The following is a 17,527-nucleotide window of genomic DNA, read 5'->3' as shown; positions in this document are numbered from 1 at the left end:
CGTCAACATGAGTTGACGCCTGCCCCGCTGTCAACTACGGTTGACACGATGCCGCGGTCCGCAGCATCCGTGTCTGCCGAGTGAGAGGCTGCCCCATGAGCGGCGACGAACTGACCACCCTGATCGGGGCGGCAGGCGGTCGCGAGCCGATCGCGGAGCTGCACCGTCTCGCCGAGGTCCGCCGCGAGCTCGCACGTGCCGAGGAGGTGCAGGTGCGCAAGGCGCGCAACCTCGGCTTCTCGTGGCAGGCGATCGCCGGCGCCCTCGGCGTGAGCCGGCAGGCCGTCCACAAGAAGTACGGTCGAAGGTAAGCCCCCTTCACGAACGAGGTACACCCATGCCCTCCGCCGATCTCGACGAAGCCCCCGCCATCCCCGCGCCTGCGGAGTCGCCCCGCGTCCGGCGCGGACGATCTCGGCGCGGCAAGCCCGAAGACGGGCCGCGCGCGACCTTCTCGCAGCTGCTCCCCTATCTCTTCGAGCACAAGCGCACGCTCGCCGTCGTCGTGGTGCTGAGCATCCTGAGCGCGGGCGCGTCGCTCATCCAGCCGCTGCTGGTCGGCCAGGTCATCACACGCGTGCAGGAGAACCTCGACCTGGGCATGCTCATCTGGGCGCTCGTCGGCTTCGTGCTGCTCGCGTCGCTCATCTCGGGCTGGCAGCACTACCTGCTGCAGCGCACCGGCACCGCCGTCGTGTACTCGAGCCGACGCCGCCTCATCGCCCGCATCCTGCACCTGCCCATCAGCGAGTTCGACGCACGCCGCACCGGCGACATCGTCTCTCGCGTCGGCAGCGACACCACGCTCCTCTACGCCGCGCTCACCCAGGGCCTCGCCGACTCCATCGGCAACGGGCTCCTGTTCGCCGGCGCGCTCATCGCCATGGCGATCATCGACCCGGTGCTGCTCACGATCATCGTGCTCGTGATCGGGGTCTCGGTGCTCGGCGTGGTGCTGCTGAGCGGCCGCATCCGCACCGCGTCCACCGAGCAGCAGGAGAAGGTGGGAGCGCTCGCGTCGGGCGTCGAGCGCGCGGCCGGCTCGATCCGCACGGTCCGCGCATCCGGCGCCACCCAGCGCGAGGTCGACGCCGTCACGGCGCAGGCGACGGATGCCTACAACGTCGGCGTGCGCATCGCGAAGGTGTCGGCGCTCGTGGTGCCGATCGCGAACGTCGCGCTGCAGGTGTCGCTGCTGGTGGTCATCGGGCTCGGCGGCTTCCGCGTCGCCACCGGCGCGCTGTCGATCGCGAGCCTGGTGACCTTCATCATGTTCCTGTTCATGCTCATCGCACCGCTGGGATCCTTCTTCGGCGCGATCACCTCGGTGAGCCAGGCTCTCGGCGCCCTGGGCCGCATCCAGGAGGTGCTCGATCTCCCGACCGAGTCGCAGGACGACGCCGAGGTCGCCGCGCGGGCCGTCGCGGCCTCGGCACCGGCCGCGGCGCCGCGCGAGGCGGCCGCGATCGAGTTCCGAGACGTGCGCTTCCGCTACCCCGAGAACGTCGTCGAGGCGCGCCGCAAGGCTGAGTCCGAGGCGCTGGCGGTGCTCGAGAGCGCCCACGTCGACACGTCGACGATCGTGCTCGGCGACGGGTCCGGCGACTCCGGCCTCGAGGGGCCGGCGGATGCCGCGGCATCCGTCTCCGCCGACACCGAGGTGCTGCGGGGCGTGTCGTTCTCGGTCCCGCGGGGGGCGCGCGTCGCCCTCGTGGGCCCGTCGGGCGCCGGCAAGAGCACGACCCTCGCGCTGATCGAGCGCTTCTACGACCCGACCGACGGTGCGATCCTCCTCGACGGCACGGACGTTCGCACGCTCGATCGCGACGCACTGCGCGCGCAGCTCGGCTACGTCGAGCAGGACGCACCGACGCTGGCCGGGACGATCGGCGACAACCTCCGACTCGCCTCGCCCGAGGCATCCGATTCCGAGTGCGAGGCCGTGCTGCGCGCGGTGAACCTCGGCGAAGTGCTCGACCGCAACCCCCTCGGCATCGACGCGCCCGTGGGCGAGTCGGGCGTGATGCTCTCGGGCGGCGAGCGCCAGCGGCTCGCGATCGCGCGGGCCCTGCTGGCCGCTCCCCCGATCCTGCTGCTCGACGAGTCGACATCATCGCTCGACGGGCTCAACGAGCAGCGCATGCGCGAGGCGATCGACGCCGTCGCGGCCGGCCGCACGCTCATCGTGATCGCGCACCGCCTGTCGACCGTCGTCGACAGCGACCACATCGTGGTCATGGAGCACGGCCGCGTCGTCGGCCAGGGCACGCACTCCGAGCTCGTGCAGACCACGCCGCTGTACCGCGACCTCGCGAAGCACCAGCTGCTGGTCTGATCCTCCTCGCCCCCGCCCGACCGAATCCCCACTGTTCCGCAGTCGCGTTGTGCGCTCGGCGGGGCCGCGCACCCGCCGGAAGCGACTGCGGAACAGCCCGAGTCGGAGAAGGAATAGGCGCCCGGCCCCTCTGCCAAGAAGAGGGCCGGGCGCCGGTCTGTGTGCGACTGTCGCCGGTCGCAACCGAGACCGAAGCCTCGACCCCTCGCACAGGCAGGGCCGAGGCTTCGGAACCGGGTCAGGCGCGCTGCAGGCGGTAGCGGAGCGCGGCGAGCTCGGCCCAGAGCGGAGCGGGGACGCGGCCGTCGAAGGTTCGGTAGAACTCCTCGGTCAGGTCGGCCTCGCGCAGCCACAGCTGCGCGTCGACCGCGAACAGCTCGTCGAGGTCGGCCTGCGACACCTCGATGCCGTCGAGGTCGAGGTCGGCGCTGTGCGGCAGGCGGCCGATCGGGCTCTCGACGGCACCGACCTCGCCCTCGATGCGACGGATGATCCAGTCGATGACGCGCGAGTTGTCGCCGAAGCCCGGCCACAGGAAGCGTCCGTCCGTGCCCTTGCGGAACCAGTTCACCTGGAACACCCGCGGTGCGCGATCGAAGCGCAGCTGCTGCCCGACCTTGAGCCAGTGCCCGAAGTAGTCGGCCATGTTGTAGCCGCAGAACGGGAGCATCGCGAACGGGTCGCGCCGCAGCTCTCCGACGGTGCCCTCCTGGGCCGCGGTCTTCTCCGACGAGATGTTCGAGCCCATGAACACGCCGTGCGTCCAGTCCGTCGCCTCGACGACGAGCGGCACGTTGGTGGCGCGACGGCCGCCGAACAGGATCGCGTCGATCGGCACGCCCTGCGGGGCGTCCCAGTCGTCGGCGATCTGCGGGCACTGGGCCGCGGCGACGGTGAAGCGAGAATTCGGGTGGGCGGCGGGACGACCGGAGTCCGGCGTCCACGGTTTGCCCTCCCAGTCGGTGAGCTGTGCCGGCGGCTCGTCGGTGAGGCCCTCCCACCACACGTCGCCGTCGGGGCGCAGCGCGACGTTCGTGAAGATCGTGTTGCCCCACAGCGTCTCGACCGCTGTGACGTTGGTGGACTGGCCGGTGCCGGGCGCGACGCCGAAGAAGCCGGCCTCGGGGTTGATGGCCCAGAGGCGGCCGTCCTCACCGGGGCGCAGCCACGCGATGTCGTCGCCGAGGGTCTCGACCCGCCAGCCCGGAATCGTCGGGCGGAGCATCGCGAGGTTGGTCTTGCCGCACGCCGACGGGAACGCGGCGGCGATGTGGTAGGCGCGACCCGCGGGGTCGATGACGCGGATGAGCAGCATGTGCTCGGCGAGCCAGCCCTCGTCGCGGCCGATCACCGAGGCGATCCGCAGCGCGAAGCACTTCTTGGCGAGGATCGCGTTGCCGCCGTAGCCCGAGCCGTACGACCAGACCTCGAGGGTGTCGGGGAAGTGGACGATGTACTTCTCGTCGTTGCACGGCCACGCGACATCGGCCTGGCCCGGCTGCAGCGGGGCGCCGACGGAGTGCACGGTCTTGACCCAGTGCGCGCCGCCAGCGATCTCGCGCAGCACGTCGGTGCCGACGCGCGTCATGATGCCGATCGAGGTGACGGCGTACGCGCTGTCGGTCACCTGCACGCCGATGTGCGACAGGGGGCCGCCGACCGGACCCATCGAGAACGGCACGACGTACATCGTGCGGCCCTTCATCGAGCCCGCGAACAGCGGAGTGATGGTGGCGCGGATCTCCTCGGGCGCGGCCCAGTTGTTGGTCGGACCGGCGTCCTCCTCGCGCTCCGAGGCGATGAATGTGCGCGCCTCGGTGCGCGCCACGTCGCTCGGGTGGGAGCGGGCGAGGTAGGAGCCCGGGCGCCACTCGGGGTTGAGCTTGATGAGCTTGCCCTCGTCGACCATCTCGCGAAGGAGCATGTCGTTCTCGGCGCGGGAGCCGTCGACCCAGTGGATGCGCGCCGGCCGGGTGAGGGCGGCGATCTCGTCGACCCATGCGCGCAGAGCGACCATGCCTTCGCCCTGAACGGTCGGCAGTTCGCCATACGTCCGGGTGAGGGTGGGACGGGCGGCGGCGGAGCCTTCGGTTCGGGGGAAGATGTCGGCAAGGGCCATGGTGTCGCTCCTCGTTGATTCAACCGTCAGATGGTTTCGACGATGCAGATTCGTGCTCTTCCTCTACTTTCGGGCGTAACGGGCCGCTCTTCCGGCGAAATCTGGTGTCAAGAGTTGCGATTCTTTCGCTAGCATCAAGGAATGCCCCCCACGTCACTCGAACTGTCGACCCTGGGCCACCGCATCCGTCATCAGCGTCTCGCCCACGGGTACACGCTCGACGAGCTGGGCGCACTGGTCGGGGTCGCCGGAAGCCAGCTCAGCCTCATCGAGAACGGCAAGCGCGAGCCGAAGCTGTCGCTGCTGCAGGCGATCGCCTCGACGACGGGTGTCGATGTCGGCGACCTCCTCTCGGCTGAGCCGCCGAACCGGCGCGCGGCGCTCGAGATCGAGCTCGAACGCGCGCAGTCGGGATCGGTCTTCCGCCAGCTCGGCGTCACGCCGATCAAGGTGACCAAGGGCATGTCCGACGACACGATCGAATCGATCCTGGGCCTGCACCGCGAGCTGCAGCGTCGCGAGCGCGAGGCCATCGCGACGCCCGAGGAGGCGCGCCGCGCCAACACCGAGCTGCGCCTCATGATGCGCGAGCGCGACAACTACCTCCCCGACATCGAGAAGCTCGCCGAGAAGCAGCTCAAGGCAGCGGGGCACGTGTCAGGCGCCCTCACGCACCGCACCGTGAGCATCATGGCCGAGAAGCTCGGCTTCGAGCTGATCTACGTGAACGACCTGCCGCACTCGACGCGCTCGGTGACCGACCTCGAGCACGGGCGCATCTACCTGCCACCCGCCTCCATCCCCGGCGGCCACGGCCTGCGGTCGATGGCGCTGCAGGCGATGGCGCACCGCCTGCTCGGCCACAAGAGGCCGACCGACTACGCCGACTTCCTGCAGCAGCGGCTCGAGATCAACTACTACGCCGCGTGCTGTCTGATGCCCGAGACGGCGTCGGTCGCGTTCCTGCAGCAGGCGAAGAAGGACCGCAACCTCGCCGTCGAGGACTTCCGCGACGCGTTCGGCGTGACGCACGAGGCGGCCGGCATGCGGCTCACCAATCTCGCGACGCACCACCTGGGGATCAAGCTGCACTTCCTGCGCGTCGACGGCTCAGGGGCGATCTCGCGTGTCTACGAGAACGATGACCTGCCGCTCCCGATGGACGTCACCGGCGCCGTCGACGGCCAGATCGCGTGCCGCAAGTTCTCGGCGCGCGCCGCCTTCTCCGAGCAGAACCGCACCACCGAGCACTATCAGTACACGGACACCCCGGCCGGCACCTACTGGTGCTCGACGCAGACCGGCACCACCGCGGAGGGCGAGTTCTCGATCACGGTGGGCGTGCCCTTCGACGACGCGCGGTGGTTCCGCGGACGCGAGACGCAGAAGCGCGCGACCTCGACGTGCCCTGACGAGTCGTGCTGCCGCCGCGTCGCCTCCGGAGTCTCGGAGCGCTGGGCGGGAAAGGCCTGGCCGAGCGCGCGTGTGCACATGCAGATGTTCTCGCCGCTCCCCCGCGGCGCTTTCCCCGGCGTCGACGACAACGAGGTGTACGACTTCCTCGACCGCCACGCCTGAGCCCGTGCCACTCGGCGCGGGGCGTCTGCTGCCGAAACACGGGTCGGTAACGCCGACACGCCGGGAACGGATGGTGCGCCCCGGCGTGTTCGGTGACGAACCCGTGTTTCGGCAGGTGTGCGCGGGCTTCGGCGGCCAGACCCGGGGCTATGCCGTGATGAAGTCGCGGTAGCGGTCGAGCGCGGCGGCGATCTCCTCGTCGGTCGCCGCCCCAGGGGTGAACAGCTCGGGCACCGGGGATTCCGCGTGGCGGCCCACGGCCAGCGAGTGCGTCCACACGCCGACCGCCTCGCCGCGCGCGACGAGGATAGGACGGACGATGCCGTTCATGCTCGGGCCGATCGCACTCAGGAACTCCGGCGCGCAGGGCACGGTGCGGTCGGCGTACGACAGGTAGTACTCCTCGAACGGCGGCAGCGCCACCACTTCGGGCGCCCCGGCGCTGCGCCGAGGTGCGGCACCGGCGACCACGTACTGCGGCTCGGGTTCGTCGGCGACGGGACGCAGGCGATCGGATGCCGCCTCCGCCGCCGCACGCGAGACCCCGAGCGGGAGCCCGCTCCACCACGCGAAGTCCCGCGCGCCGGCGGGACCGTGCGAGGCGATGTAGCGGACGAAGAACTCGGCCATCGGATCGGCCGGGGTCACGGCATCCGTGATCCACTCGTCGGCGAGCACGAAGAACTGCTCGCGGGTCGGCCCCTTCTCCCGTGGCACGACCGGGCCCTGGCACAGCACGGCGCGCAGCGACAGGGCGACGAGCAGGTGGTAGCCCCGTTGCCGGAACGTCGACACCCCTCCCTGTTCCCACACCTCGAACAGCTCCTTGCGCGTGAGGCGGTTGCCCCCGCCGAGCGCTGCCCGCGCGAGGCGCTCGGCGCGGTCGGCCTCGTCGGCGTCGATCCCTTCGTTGCGGTGCACGGCCGCCGCCTGGCGGCGCTGGCGCTCTGCGGTCAGCGACAGCACCCACTCCATGTCGGCGGTGGGGATCGTGTGGATCGTCCCGCGCATGGTCCAGGTGCGCACGATCTCGCCGCGGCCGTAGGCGGCGTCCACGTCGCGCACCGTCGTTCGGCCGCGCACGCGCGTCGCAAGCGCCCAGCGCCCGCCCCAGAACTCCTGGCTCTGCGTCGCGAGCATGTGCCGCGCGGCGTCGGCGACCGTCGCCGCGGGGGCGCTCAAGCGGTGCGACCGGAGCCGCTCGGACCGAATGGTCGAGGCTGGGCCCACGCGCCCGGAGGCTCCGGGCGACGCGCCAGCGGCGTCTGAAGAAGGAGTGGGGACCACCCGCCCATCATGGCCCAGGCTGCGGACGCCCGGTGTCCGCGATCGTCAGCGCTGGTGTGCGGCGTCGTAGGCGGCGCGCGAGTCCTCGATGCGCGGGTGGTTCTCGATCGCCCAGTCGGCGAGGGCCATCGCCAGCTGGATGAGCGTGCCGCCGAGGGGTGTCAGCTCGTACTCGACGCGCGGCGGCACCTCGGCGTGGACGGTCCGGGTGATGAGCCCGTCGCGCTCGAGCTGGCGGAGCGTCAGCGTCAGCATGCGCTGCGAGATCCCCGGGATGTGACGCTGCAGTTCGGTGAAGCGCAGCCGCTCCCGCCGCAGCGTGCCGACCACGAGCAGCGACCACTTGTCGCCGATGCGGTCGAGCACGTCGCGGATGGCGCGGCCGTGGTCGGAGCCGGGAGAGGCCTCCTCGCACGAGCGCTCGTAGCCGGTCGGCGTGGGCTCGCCGGGGAGCTCGATCGTGAGGGTGGTCGCCATCGCGTGTCACCTACTTACATCCGTGTGCCTTTTGAACGCGTCTTCGAGGTGACGCATCATGGGGTTGCTTACAAACAGTAACAGACCCCACGACCTCTCCCTGGAGTACTCGCATGACCATCGCCCTCTGGATCCTCAACGGCCTGCTCGCCCTCGCCTTCGTCGCGGCCGGCGCCATGAAGGTCGCCCGTCCCAAGTCCGCTCTCGTCGCGAGCGGCATGGGCTGGGCCGACGACTTCGCCGACCCGACCGTGAAGCTCATCGGCGCCGCCGAGGTGATCGGCGGTATCGGCCTGATCCTGCCGCTCCTGACCGGCATCGCGCCGATCCTCACCCCGATCGCCGCTGCCGCCCTGACCGTCGTCATGATCGGCGCTGTCGCCGTGCACGTGCGCCGCAAGGAGAACGCGACCCCGTCGATCGTGCTCGCCGTGCTGTCCGCGGTGAGCGCCGTGGTCGGCTTCCTGGTCGTGCTCTGACCCCACGGACCCCGGACGAGAGCGGATGTTCCCCACGCACTCAGGCATCCGCTCTCCTCAGGACTCCCGGCACACGAGCCGGTTCCCTAAGCTGACGGCATGAGGGTGAACGACGCGGATCCGCGGATCTGCCCTACATGCGGAGACGCTCTGACCTTCGAGATCCTCGACGATGAGCGCTTCCTGGTCGCCTGGTCGTGCGTGAACTGCGGTCTGATCCGCACGACCGAACCGGTGTAGGAGACCTCGATGGATGAAACGGCGAACGGCTCGGACGCGATCTCGGCGGCGGGGTTCCATCAGGCGTCTGGCGTCTCCGATTGGCGGGTCACCGGCACGGGACCGCAGGCCGTCTTCACTGCGACCTCCCTCTCCCATGCCGCTGGGCTCGTCGCCCCGATCGTCGCGGCCGCCGAGCGATTCGGCCTCCGGCCGGACATCGACGTGCGTCCCGAGGGAGTCGTCGTGCGCGTCCCGTACGCCGGCCCGGAGGGCATCCCCGCCGCAGCCGTGGACTTCGCCGCCGCCGTGTCGGTGGCCGCCGCCGCGCAGCGCCTGATCCCCGACCCCTCGCGCGCACAGTCGATCGGCATCTACGTCGCTCAGCATTCCGGGGCCGACGTGCGCCCCTTCTTCACCGCGGCGCTCGGCTATGAGGACGTGGGCGACACGGATGCCGCGGATCCGATGCGCTGCGGACCGCAGCTCGCCTTCAACCCGATCACCGGGGACTCGCCGTCGAGGGGCCGGACGCACTTCGACGTCTTCGTGCCGGCCGACCAGGCCCGGGCCCGCGTCGACGCCGCACTCGCGGCCGGCGGCCGACTCGCCGACGACTCGCACGCTCCGGCGTGGTGGTCGCTCGCCTCGCCCGACAACCACGGCGTGGACATCGCGTCGTGGACCGATACCTACGACTGATCCGCGTCGCCGACACCTCGGTCCTCGTCTGCTTGACGAGAGCGGAGGGCGAAGAGCACCCTGAGCACATGACCCGTGAGCTCGCGGATGAGGATCAGGCCCTCTCCGACGTCGTGGACCGGCTGGAAGGGCGGTTCCCCTCGAGAGATCGTTCCGAGATCGAGCGCGCCGTCGCCGACGCGCGCTCGCACTTCGCGCGCGCGAAGGTGCGCGACTTCGTCCCCGTGCTGGTCGAGCGCGAAGCACGCGCGCGGCTCGAGCATCCGATCCAGTAGTCCGCCCGCGCGGCGTCCTCTCGCCGACTCCGCCCGCGCGAACCTGCGTCAGGCGCCGGCCGGCGGGACCGTCTTGCGCACCACGGTCTTGTTCTTGCCGATGTGACGCTCGAACGTGAACCCGGCCTTCTCGAACATGGCCCTCGTGCCGTTGTGGAGGAAAGACGACGACGTCTTCTTGCCGGGCGGGAGCTCGTTGGGGAACGAGATCACCTCGCCGCCGCCCGCCTGCGCGATCAGTTCCAGCGCACCGTCCAGTGCCTCCCGCGCGACGCCAGAACGCCGGTGGTCGCGGTCGACGAAGAAGCAGGTGATGCGCCAGGGCGCCGGGTTCGTCTCGCCCGCGTCGTACTCCTTGCGGTGGTAGATGCCCGGCAGCTCGGCCGGACTGCCGAACTCGCACCACGCGATCGCGTCGTCGCCGTCGAAGACGAGCGCGGCGTGCGCGACGCCCTCATCCACAAGCCGCTGTTTGAACGTCGCGCGGTCGTACTCGCTCTTCACGGTGTGCTCGGTGTCACCGTGGAAGTACGAGCAGTAGCACCCGCCCCACACCCCGTTGTGCTTCTGCGCGAGCGCCAGCCACGCGGGAAACGTCTCGGGAGTGAGCGGCTTGATCACGTGCGACGTCGCAAGGACCACGTCCTACCTCCGACCCGACCTCACCGCGGTGATGATCCGCGCCAGCGCCCAGCCGGCGGCGGACACGAGCGGGACGCTCACCACGATCATGGCCACCGGGTTCGGCTGGAACTTCGGCCCGTTCGGACCGTTCACATACGCGCCGATGGGCAGCACGTAGCCGCCGCCACCCCCGCCGCTTCCTTCGCCCTCACCCTCGGGCAGCCCGCCGCGCGCGGGCCACTTGCCGGAACCGCCGCCGCCGCCGAACCCGAAGACGACCAGGGCCGCCGGGGTCACCTGTCGCCCGCCGACATCGATCGTCTCGCCGAACGCCATCTTCGCGCCCCATGACGGCGCGGACTTCGTCAGACTCTCGACCGGTGACTCCATCGACGACTCCTCCGCTTCGGTCCGCACGCGCTGACACCCAACATAGAGAGCCCGGCGCGACGCCACCAGAGGCGTTGCGACGGGTCACTCCGGCGCGTACTTGAACGACAGCTGGATCCGCGCACGGAACAGCAGCGCGCCGTCGTCGCCGACGACGACGTCCTGCTTCGTCACTTCGGCGATGCGCAGATCATGCAGCGATCCCGCGGCGGTGTCGATGGCTTCTCGAGCGGCCTCCTCCCAGGACGAGGCACTCGTGCCGATGACGTCGATCACTCGGTAAACGCTCATCTCAACCCCACATCGCTCGATGCCGACACGACCATAGTGATCGCGCTCCCGCTCGTTGGGAAGGGGGTGCGCGAGCGCCTCCCCGTCGGTCAGAACGGGTTCGGGGTGAGGGTGTACTTGGTCTGAAGGTATTCGTGGATGCCCTCGGCGCCGCCCTCGCGGCCCAGGCCCGACATCTTCCAGCCGCCGAACGGGGCCGCCGCGTTGGAGACGACCCCCATGTTCAGGCCCATCATGCCGGTCTCGAGGCGCTCGATCATGCGCTGCCCGCGGGCGAGGCTCTCGGTGAACACGTACGAGACGAGCCCGTACTCGGTGTCGTTGGCGAGGCGCACGGCGTCGTCCTCGGTGTCGAACGGGATGATCGCGAGCACCGGTCCGAAGATCTCCTCACGAAGGATCTCAGAGCCCGGCTGCACGTCGGTGACGACGGTGGGCTCGTAGAACGTGCCGGGGCCGTCGACCTCGTTGCCGCCGGTGGTGACCTTCGCGCCGCGGTTCACGGCATCCTGCACCAGCTGCGACGCCTTCGCGACGGCACGGTCGTCGATGAGCGGACCGATGTTCACGCCCTCCTCGGTGCCGCGGCCGATGGTGAAGCCGTTGACGCGCTCGGTGACCCGGCGCGCGAACTCGTCGGCGACCGAGCGGTGCACGATGAACCGGTTCGCGGCGGTGCAGGCCTGGCCGATGTTGCGGAACTTGGCCGCGATCGCCCCGTCGACCGCCTTGTCGAGGTCGGCGTCGTCGAACACCACGAACGGCGCGTTGCCGCCGAGCTCCATCGAGGTGCGCAGCACCCCCTGCGCGGCCTGCTCCAGCAGCCGCTGCCCGACCTGCGTCGACCCGGTGAACGACAGCTTCCGCAGCCGCGGGTCGCGGATGATCGGCTCGGACACCGCGCCCGACGTCGAGGTCGTGAACACGTTGACGACACCGGCCGGCACGCCCGCGTCCTCCAGCAGCTGCGCGAACGCGAGGGTGGTCAGCGGCGTCAGCTCGGCGGGCTTGATCACCACGGTGCAGCCGGCGGCCAGCGCCGGAGCGATCTTGCGGGTCGCCATCGCGAGCGGGAAGTTCCACGGCGTGATGAGGAAGCAGGGACCCACCGGGTGCTGCGACACGATCATCCGGCCGGTGCCCTCGGGGTTCGCGCCGTAGCGGCCCTGCACGCGGGAGGTCTCCTCGCTGAACCACCGCAGGAACTCGCCGCCGTACGCGACCTCGCCGCGCGCCTCGGCCAGGGGCTTGCCCATCTCGATCGTCATCAGCAGCGCGAAGTCCTCCTTGCGCTCCTGCAGCAGATCGAACGCGCGCCGCAGGATCTCCGCCCGCTCACGCGCCGGCGTCGCCGCCCACGCCGGGAACGCGTCGACCGCCGCGTCGAGAGCGGCCTTGCCGTCCTCCGGCGACGCGTTCGCGATCTCCTTGACGACCTCGCCGTTGGACGGGTCGTAGACCTTCAGCGTCTTGCCGCCGGATGCCTCACGCCACTGCCCGCCGATGAACAGCCCATCGGGCACGGACGCCAGCAGCTCGGACTCACGGGTTTCGGTGATCGTCGTGGTCACGGGGACTCCCTTGTCGGTGGACGGATGCCGCGGCACCCGCTTCGGTCGTTGGTCTGGGGCTATTCTGCCCGCGGCCGCTCTTGCCGGCCGATGTACATCTTGTACAGTTCGCTGTCATGATTCGCCCGCCTGCACAACGGGTGAACCGATCACCTGCTTCCTCATTCGAGGTCGAGGGCCGAGATGAGGAGAGGACTCGGGCCGCTGCTCCTCAACTCGGCTCTGCTCCTCAATTGAGGGCGTGCGCGAGCGCCGGAGCGTGCTGGTCGACGAATGCGCCGGCGAGGAACGCCGCGAGCTCGTCGGTCGCGTCGAGCGGGAGCACGGCCGCGACGTACTGGTCGGGGCGCACGACGACGACCACGCCGTCGCGCGACAGGCTGCGCTCCTCGAAGATGTCGGCGCTCGTCCACGCGCTCGGCGCGGCCGCGTAGACCTTCTCCCAGTCGGTGAGCCCGAGGGGTCCGGTCTTCGGCAGGAACGGCTCGGGCACGCGGGCGATGTCGACGTCCTCGTGCGGCTGCTGGTAGATCACCTTGACGTCGAACACGGCGTCGACGTCGGCGCCTTCCGGAGTGAAGCGCTGCACCGGGGACTCGGGCGAGGCGATGAACGCGGCCCAGTCGGCGAGGACGGATTCCTCCCCCGCCGCAGGCGCGTCGGCGAAGGCGTAGATCCGCCAGCGGCCGTCGGCCTTCGCGTGATGGCCGAGGTGGACCGGGTTGCCGTCGCACACGCGGACGACCTCCGCGGACTTGAACCGCTTGCCCAGCGGGAACCCCTCGGCGAGCGCCTGGTGCGCAGCATCCGTCACGATCATCGACGCGCCGTACTGCGTCATGAATCCCGACGGGAACTCGGCCGTGCCGAGGTAGAAAGTGGCGAGCTCCTGCGGGTCGGAGATCTCCTCGGGCTTGCGGGCCATGAGGGCCGACCACTCCCGGTCGAAGTCGATGAGCTGCTGGGCGACGGGCTGGCGCTCGGCGGAGTACGTCGAGAGGAGGGAGGCGGGGCTGAGCCCGGTGAGGACCTGCCCGAGCTTCCACCCGAGGTTGAAGCCGTCCTGCATCGAGACGTTCATGCCCTGACCCGCCTTCGCGCTGTGCGTGTGGCACGCATCGCCGGTGAGGAAGACGCGCGGGTCGTGACCCTGGTCGACGTCGACGTCGTCGAACTTGTCGGTGACACGATGGCCGACCTCGTAGACGCTGTGCCAGGCGACCTGCTTCACGTCGAGCGAGTACGGGTGGAGGATGTCGTTCGCCTTGGCGATGACCGCCTCGATCGGCGTCCGACGTACGCGGTGGTCGTCGTCCTTCGCGACCTCGCCGAGGTCGACGTAGACGCGGCAGAGGTAGCCGCCCTCGCGCGGGATCAGGAGGATGTTGCCGGCCTCGGAGTTGATCGCGCACTTGGTGCGCCAGTCGGGGAAGTCGGTGTTGACGAGCACGTCCATCACACCCCAGGCGTGGGCCGAGAACGCGCCGACGTGCTTGCGGCCGATGGCCTCGCGCACGCCGCTGCGCGCGCCGTCGCAGCCGACGACGTACTTCGCGCGGACGGTTCGCTCCTCACCGGCGCGCTCCCCCGCGACATGCCGCACGCGGACCTCGACCGGGAACTCGCCGTCGTCGTGCACCGTGAGGCCGACGAACTCGATCCCGTAGTCGGGCAGGATGCGGCCCGGGCCATGGGCGGCGGCCTCGGCGAAGTAGTCGAGCACGCGCGCCTGGTTCACGATGAGGTGCGGGAACTCGCTGATCTTGAGGGCGTAGTCCTCGGTGCGGGCCGTGCGGATGATGTTGTCGGGGTTCTCGGGGTCGGGACCCCAGAAGTTCATCCAGGCGATGTTGTAGGCCTCGGCGACGATGCGCTCGGCGAACCCGAACGCCTGGAACGTCTCGACGCTCCGCGGCTGGATCCCGTCGGCCTGGCCCAGCACGAGGCGCCCGTCGCGCCGCTCGATCATGCGCGTGGTCAGGCTGGGGAACTGCGACATCTGGGCAGCCAGGAGCATGCCCGCCGGCCCCGAGCCCACGATCAGGATGTCCATCTCGTCGGGCAGTTCGGCAGGCCTGTCGATGCCGGTGCCGGCGGCGTCCTGCACGCGCGGGTCTGCCGAGACGTAGCCGTGGTGGTGGAACTGCATCGGTGTCCTCCTCGGACGACGGTGTCGAGGGCTCGCGGCCTGGGGCTTGCTGACGAGCTGGGCGTGTTCTATATTCGAACACACCGTTCTACTATTGAACAGATCGTATACGAAGGGATGCGGCATGACAAGGTCCGACGCCACGACGGCGCCCGCGTCGCAGACGCTGAGCCGCGGCATCCGGATCCTCGAGGTGCTCGCCGACGCACGTGGTCCCCTCTCCATCGACGAGATCGCGGCCAGGCTCGCGGTGCATCGGTCGGTGGCCTACCGGCTCCTGCGCACGCTCGAAGACCACGGACTCGTCGAGCGCGACGCCGCCGGCCGCATCGAGCTGGGCGCGCGCCTCGCGGCCCTCGCTGCGGGCATCGCGCACGACCTCCAGGCAGAGGCGCTCCCCGAGCTCACCGCGGTGGCAGGCGACCTCGGGGTCACCTGCTTCCTCGCGGTGCTCGACCACGAGGAGTGCGTCACGCTGTCGAGCGTCGAGCCGCGCCACGCCGTGAACCCCGTCGCGCAGCGGCCGGGCACGCGGCATCCGATCACGCGCGGCGCACCGGGCAAGGCGATCCTGTCACTGCTGCCGACGTCGTCGTGGCCGGCCGGCGTGTCACCGGAGCTGGCGACGGAGGTCGCGGATGCCGCCACCCGCGGCTTCGCGACGAGCCACGACGAGGTCATCCCGAGCCTGCGGGCGGTCGCCGTGCCGCTCGTCGTGCGCGGGCGCGGGCCCGCGGCGATCGCGGTCGTGTTCGTCGCGAGCGCGCACTCGGACGAGGAGATCGCCGCGCGCCTCACCCGGTCGGCGAGCGCGATCCGCGACGCGCTGGGCGGCTGACCCCGGGGCCGGTTCGTCAGGCGGTGGTCGGGTAGTCGGTCACGAGACGGATGTTGTATTCCGCGACGCGCTGCGGCACGCCGGCGAACGCCTCTGCGCGCGCCTCGGACGCCAGGTACTCCTTCTCGAGGGCGACGAACGCATCTTCGTCGCCGGGGGCGCTCACGGCCCACACGAACTCGTTCGTCTCGGGAAGGCCGTAGGCGAACTCGATGGTGAAGCCGGCGGCGGGCCGTACCCGCGGCATCCACTCGTTCCACCACGCGACGAAGGCGTCGTACTCCCCGTCGACGAGCGTGTACCGGCGGAGCTGAGTCGTCTTCATGACTCCCATCCTGCCCGAAGACCTATACTCGTCACGTCCGGTGGCACCGTCGCCCGCCGGTGCTCGAAAAATGGGCACGCAGCGCGCACGCGCGAGACACATACGGCTCTCGATCCGTTCCGTCTCGAAAGGCATCGCCATGTCTCCCGCCATGAGCACCGTCTCGGCCCACGTCGCCCTCACGCTCGCCCGCCACATCGATCACGTCTTCGGCGTGATGGGCAACGGCAACGCGTACTTCCTCGACGCGCTCAAGCGCTCCACCGACGTGCACTTCACCGCCGTGCGCCACGAGGCCGGCGGCGTCGTGGCCGCCGACGCGTACCACCGGGCCTCCGGCCGGCTGGCCGCCGCGACTGCGACCTACGGCGCCGGCTTCACGAACACGATCACCGCCCTCGCCGAGGCCGTGCAGGCGCACGTGCCCCTCGTGCTCGTCGTCGGCGACGAGCCGACGTCCGGCCCGCGCCCCTGGGACGTGGACCAAATCGCCCTCGCATCGGCCGTCGGCGCGCGCACGTACACCGTCGGGCGAGCGGATGCTGCGGCGACCACGATCATCGCCATCGAGCACGCGCTCACCTACCGGGTGCCGACGGTGCTGGCGATCCCCTACGACGTCGCCGCGCGTGACGCCGGCCCGCTTCCCGAGGCTCCGGAGCCGCGACTTCCCGCTCCTCTCGTGCCCGCGGGGCCCTTCGCCGAGGGCGCGGTCGAGGGACTCGTCGAAGCGCTGGCTTCGGCGGAGCGGCCGTTCCTCCTCGCCGGTCGCGGAGCCTGGATCTCGGGTGCCGGCGAGGCCCTCGGCGACGTCGCCGACGCGGTCGGCGCCATCACCGCCACCACCGCGCTCGGCCGCGGAGTCTTCCCCCGCGGCGAGTTCGACCTCGGCGTGACCGGTGGTTTCGGCGCCGAGGGCGCCATGGAGCTGGTGCGCCAGGCCGACGTCGCCGTCGTCTTCGGGGCGTCGCTCAACCAGTTCACGATGCGCTTCGGCGAGCTGTTCGCACCGGGCACCCGCGTGTTCCAGGTCGACGTCGCGCCCGCCGCGACCCACCCGCACGTGGGCGGCTACGTGCGCGGCGATGCCGCGGTGGTGGCCCGCGCCCTCGCCGACGGTCTGCAGGCACGAGGCGGCGCGCCGAGCGGCTGGCGCGAGTCCGTCGACCTCATGCCGTTGCGGGCATATGAGCAAGGACACGGCGTCGCGCCCGACGGTCGCCTCGACCCGCGGACCGTCGCCGCGCGCATCGGCGCGCTGCTGCCGGAGGACCGGGTCGTCGTGTCCGACGGCGGCCATTTCATCGGCTGGGCCAACATGTACTGGCCGGTCGCCTCCCCCGATCGCATGACCATGGTGGGCACGGCGTTCCAGTCGATCGGGCTCGGCTGGCCGTCGGTGCCCGGCGCTGCGCTCGCGAAGCCCTCGGCGACCGTCGTGCTGACGACGGGCGACGGCGGCGGGCTCATGGCCCTCGCCGACCTCGAGACAGCCGTCCGGGTCGCCGGCGGCCGCGGGATCGCGGTGGTGTGGAACGACGCGGCGTACGGCGCCGAGATCAACCTCTACGGCCTCAAGGGGCTCGCGAGGGAGCCCATGCTCATCCCCGAGGTCGACTTCGCCGCCCTCGCGGCCGGCGTCGGCGCCGAGGGCGTCGTCGTGCGCACCCTGGCGGACCTGGACCGGCTCGCGGACTGGGCGGCCGAGCCCGCAGCATCCCGTCCCTTCCTCGTGCTCGACTGCCGCATCTCGGGCGAGGTGATCGCGCCCTATCAGCGCGAGATCATCCGCGTGAACTCCTAGCCCCGGCGGACTCGTCGCGGATCCGGAGTTCGCAGACTCGCGCCGTTTCCGGATCGAGAGCGGG

The 17,527-nt window shown here is 70.7% G+C and carries 18 protein-coding genes; 9 read left to right on the top strand and 9 right to left on the bottom strand.

The genetic code is table 11. The features are described from left to right. The first annotated feature begins 95 nt into the window (after window positions 1-95). A complete protein-coding gene (locus tag RS82_RS15135; RefSeq protein WP_045300911.1) occupies window positions 96-311 on the top strand; it encodes a transcriptional regulator in 216 nt (71 codons plus the stop codon). A 26-nt stretch (window positions 312-337) separates the two neighbouring features. Further along, the gene (locus RS82_RS15130; protein WP_084695685.1) at window positions 338-2,335 is read left to right on the top strand and encodes an ABC transporter ATP-binding protein; all 1,998 of its coding nucleotides are present in this window, start codon (window positions 338-340) and stop codon (window positions 2,333-2,335) included. A 238-nt stretch (window positions 2,336-2,573) separates the two neighbouring features. Here the strand turns inward: RS82_RS15130 and RS82_RS15125 are convergent, their stop codons facing one another. Then, window positions 2,574-4,454: a phosphoenolpyruvate carboxykinase (GTP) gene (locus tag RS82_RS15125; RefSeq protein ID WP_045300910.1), complete on the bottom strand. Its 1,881-nt coding sequence runs from the start codon at window positions 4,452-4,454 to the stop codon at window positions 2,574-2,576. A 141-nt stretch (window positions 4,455-4,595) separates the two neighbouring features. Here RS82_RS15125 and RS82_RS15120 point away from each other — a divergent pair, with 141 nt between their 5' ends. After that, complete coding sequence (locus tag RS82_RS15120; RefSeq protein ID WP_045300909.1) at window positions 4,596-6,032, top strand: XRE family transcriptional regulator; 1,437 nt, start codon at window positions 4,596-4,598, stop codon at window positions 6,030-6,032. 147 nt (window positions 6,033-6,179) lie between these two features. On the opposite strand, the gene RS82_RS15115 is transcribed toward RS82_RS15120, so the two are convergent. Both RS82_RS15115 and RS82_RS15110 read right to left on the bottom strand, forming a co-directional pair. Beyond that, window positions 6,180-7,214: a winged helix DNA-binding domain-containing protein gene (locus RS82_RS15115; protein WP_245619623.1), complete on the bottom strand. Its 1,035-nt coding sequence runs from the start codon at window positions 7,212-7,214 to the stop codon at window positions 6,180-6,182. A 150-nt stretch (window positions 7,215-7,364) separates the two neighbouring features. Further along, on the bottom strand, window positions 7,365-7,796 hold the full coding sequence (locus RS82_RS15110) for a winged helix-turn-helix transcriptional regulator (RefSeq protein WP_084695684.1): 432 nt from the start codon (window positions 7,794-7,796) through the stop codon (window positions 7,365-7,367). Window positions 7,797-7,909: 113 nt separating this feature from the next. Here RS82_RS15110 and RS82_RS15105 point away from each other — a divergent pair, with 113 nt between their 5' ends. The 4 genes from RS82_RS15105 (at window position 7,910) to RS82_RS15095 (ending at window position 9,471) form a co-directional block, all read left to right on the top strand. After that, the gene (locus tag RS82_RS15105; protein ID WP_045300903.1) at window positions 7,910-8,275 is read left to right on the top strand and encodes a DoxX family protein; all 366 of its coding nucleotides are present in this window, start codon (window positions 7,910-7,912) and stop codon (window positions 8,273-8,275) included. Between the two features lie 99 nt (window positions 8,276-8,374). Beyond that, window positions 8,375-8,515, top strand: coding sequence for a hypothetical protein (locus RS82_RS21555; protein WP_169748710.1), 141 nt, complete (start codon window positions 8,375-8,377; stop codon window positions 8,513-8,515). A 9-nt stretch (window positions 8,516-8,524) separates the two neighbouring features. Next, a complete protein-coding gene (locus RS82_RS15100) occupies window positions 8,525-9,196 on the top strand; it encodes a VOC family protein (protein WP_045300901.1) in 672 nt (223 codons plus the stop codon). A 68-nt stretch (window positions 9,197-9,264) separates the two neighbouring features. After that, window positions 9,265-9,471, top strand: a complete 207-nt coding sequence (locus tag RS82_RS15095; protein ID WP_045300899.1) for a three-helix bundle dimerization domain-containing protein — start codon at window positions 9,265-9,267, stop codon at window positions 9,469-9,471. Between the two features lie 48 nt (window positions 9,472-9,519). On the opposite strand, the gene RS82_RS15090 is transcribed toward RS82_RS15095, so the two are convergent. From RS82_RS15090 to RS82_RS15070, 5 genes are all read right to left on the bottom strand, one after another. Next, window positions 9,520-10,113 (bottom strand): GNAT family N-acetyltransferase, encoded by a 594-nt coding sequence (locus tag RS82_RS15090; protein WP_045300897.1) that lies wholly within the window; start codon window positions 10,111-10,113, stop codon window positions 9,520-9,522. A 3-nt stretch (window positions 10,114-10,116) separates the two neighbouring features. Continuing rightward, a complete protein-coding gene (locus RS82_RS15085; protein ID WP_045300895.1) occupies window positions 10,117-10,485 on the bottom strand; it encodes a hypothetical protein in 369 nt (122 codons plus the stop codon). An 84-nt stretch (window positions 10,486-10,569) separates the two neighbouring features. Continuing rightward, window positions 10,570-10,776, bottom strand: coding sequence for a dodecin family protein (locus RS82_RS15080; RefSeq protein WP_045300893.1), 207 nt, complete (start codon window positions 10,774-10,776; stop codon window positions 10,570-10,572). An 89-nt stretch (window positions 10,777-10,865) separates the two neighbouring features. Continuing rightward, window positions 10,866-12,335, bottom strand: coding sequence for an NAD-dependent succinate-semialdehyde dehydrogenase (locus RS82_RS15075; protein ID WP_045301134.1), 1,470 nt, complete (start codon window positions 12,333-12,335; stop codon window positions 10,866-10,868). Window positions 12,336-12,576: 241 nt separating this feature from the next. Then, window positions 12,577-14,496 (bottom strand): FAD-binding monooxygenase, encoded by a 1,920-nt coding sequence (locus tag RS82_RS15070; RefSeq protein ID WP_045300890.1) that lies wholly within the window; start codon window positions 14,494-14,496, stop codon window positions 12,577-12,579. Between the two features lie 124 nt (window positions 14,497-14,620). Here RS82_RS15070 and RS82_RS15065 point away from each other — a divergent pair, with 124 nt between their 5' ends. Continuing rightward, window positions 14,621-15,334, top strand: a complete 714-nt coding sequence (locus tag RS82_RS15065; RefSeq protein ID WP_045300888.1) for an IclR family transcriptional regulator — start codon at window positions 14,621-14,623, stop codon at window positions 15,332-15,334. A gap of 16 nt (window positions 15,335-15,350) precedes the next feature. Here the strand turns inward: RS82_RS15065 and RS82_RS15060 are convergent, their stop codons facing one another. Further along, window positions 15,351-15,659 (bottom strand): hypothetical protein, encoded by a 309-nt coding sequence (locus RS82_RS15060; protein WP_045300886.1) that lies wholly within the window; start codon window positions 15,657-15,659, stop codon window positions 15,351-15,353. 151 nt (window positions 15,660-15,810) lie between these two features. On the opposite strand from RS82_RS15060, the gene RS82_RS15055 reads away from it, so the two are divergent. After that, a complete protein-coding gene (locus RS82_RS15055; protein ID WP_045301133.1) occupies window positions 15,811-17,463 on the top strand; it encodes a thiamine pyrophosphate-binding protein in 1,653 nt (550 codons plus the stop codon). Window positions 17,464-17,527: the final 64 nt, after the last annotated feature.

Origin of the sequence: Microbacterium trichothecenolyticum, assembly GCF_000956465.1 — a bacterium.
In the GTDB taxonomy this organism is placed as follows: domain Bacteria; phylum Actinomycetota; class Actinomycetes; order Actinomycetales; family Microbacteriaceae; genus Microbacterium; species Microbacterium trichothecenolyticum.
The sequence above is the reverse complement of the archived record's forward strand: the minus strand, read 5'-3'. Positions and strand labels throughout refer to the sequence as shown.

What these genes read in the sequence shown, in the direction of transcription:
- RS82_RS15085 (WP_045300895.1), bottom strand. Translation starts at nt 10,485, where the DNA reads ATGGAGTCACCGGTCGAGAGTCTGACGAAGTCCGCGCCGTCATGGGGC.
- RS82_RS15120 (WP_045300909.1), top strand. Translation starts at nt 4,596, where the DNA reads ATGCCCCCCACGTCACTCGAACTGTCGACCCTGGGCCACCGCATCCGT.
- RS82_RS15100 (WP_045300901.1), top strand. Translation starts at nt 8,525, where the DNA reads ATGGATGAAACGGCGAACGGCTCGGACGCGATCTCGGCGGCGGGGTTC.
- RS82_RS21555 (WP_169748710.1), top strand. Translation starts at nt 8,375, where the DNA reads ATGAGGGTGAACGACGCGGATCCGCGGATCTGCCCTACATGCGGAGAC.
- RS82_RS15055 (WP_045301133.1), top strand. Translation starts at nt 15,811, where the DNA reads ATGAGCACCGTCTCGGCCCACGTCGCCCTCACGCTCGCCCGCCACATC.
- RS82_RS15130 (WP_084695685.1), top strand. Translation starts at nt 338, where the DNA reads ATGCCCTCCGCCGATCTCGACGAAGCCCCCGCCATCCCCGCGCCTGCG.
- RS82_RS15125 (WP_045300910.1), bottom strand. Translation starts at nt 4,454, where the DNA reads ATGGCCCTTGCCGACATCTTCCCCCGAACCGAAGGCTCCGCCGCCGCC.
- RS82_RS15060 (WP_045300886.1), bottom strand. Translation starts at nt 15,659, where the DNA reads ATGAAGACGACTCAGCTCCGCCGGTACACGCTCGTCGACGGGGAGTAC.
- RS82_RS15105 (WP_045300903.1), top strand. Translation starts at nt 7,910, where the DNA reads ATGACCATCGCCCTCTGGATCCTCAACGGCCTGCTCGCCCTCGCCTTC.
- RS82_RS15070 (WP_045300890.1), bottom strand. Translation starts at nt 14,496, where the DNA reads ATGCAGTTCCACCACCACGGCTACGTCTCGGCAGACCCGCGCGTGCAG.
- RS82_RS15095 (WP_045300899.1), top strand. Translation starts at nt 9,265, where the DNA reads ATGACCCGTGAGCTCGCGGATGAGGATCAGGCCCTCTCCGACGTCGTG.
- RS82_RS15135 (WP_045300911.1), top strand. Translation starts at nt 96, where the DNA reads ATGAGCGGCGACGAACTGACCACCCTGATCGGGGCGGCAGGCGGTCGC.
- RS82_RS15080 (WP_045300893.1), bottom strand. Translation starts at nt 10,776, where the DNA reads ATGAGCGTTTACCGAGTGATCGACGTCATCGGCACGAGTGCCTCGTCC.
- RS82_RS15110 (WP_084695684.1), bottom strand. Translation starts at nt 7,796, where the DNA reads ATGGCGACCACCCTCACGATCGAGCTCCCCGGCGAGCCCACGCCGACC.
- RS82_RS15065 (WP_045300888.1), top strand. Translation starts at nt 14,621, where the DNA reads ATGACAAGGTCCGACGCCACGACGGCGCCCGCGTCGCAGACGCTGAGC.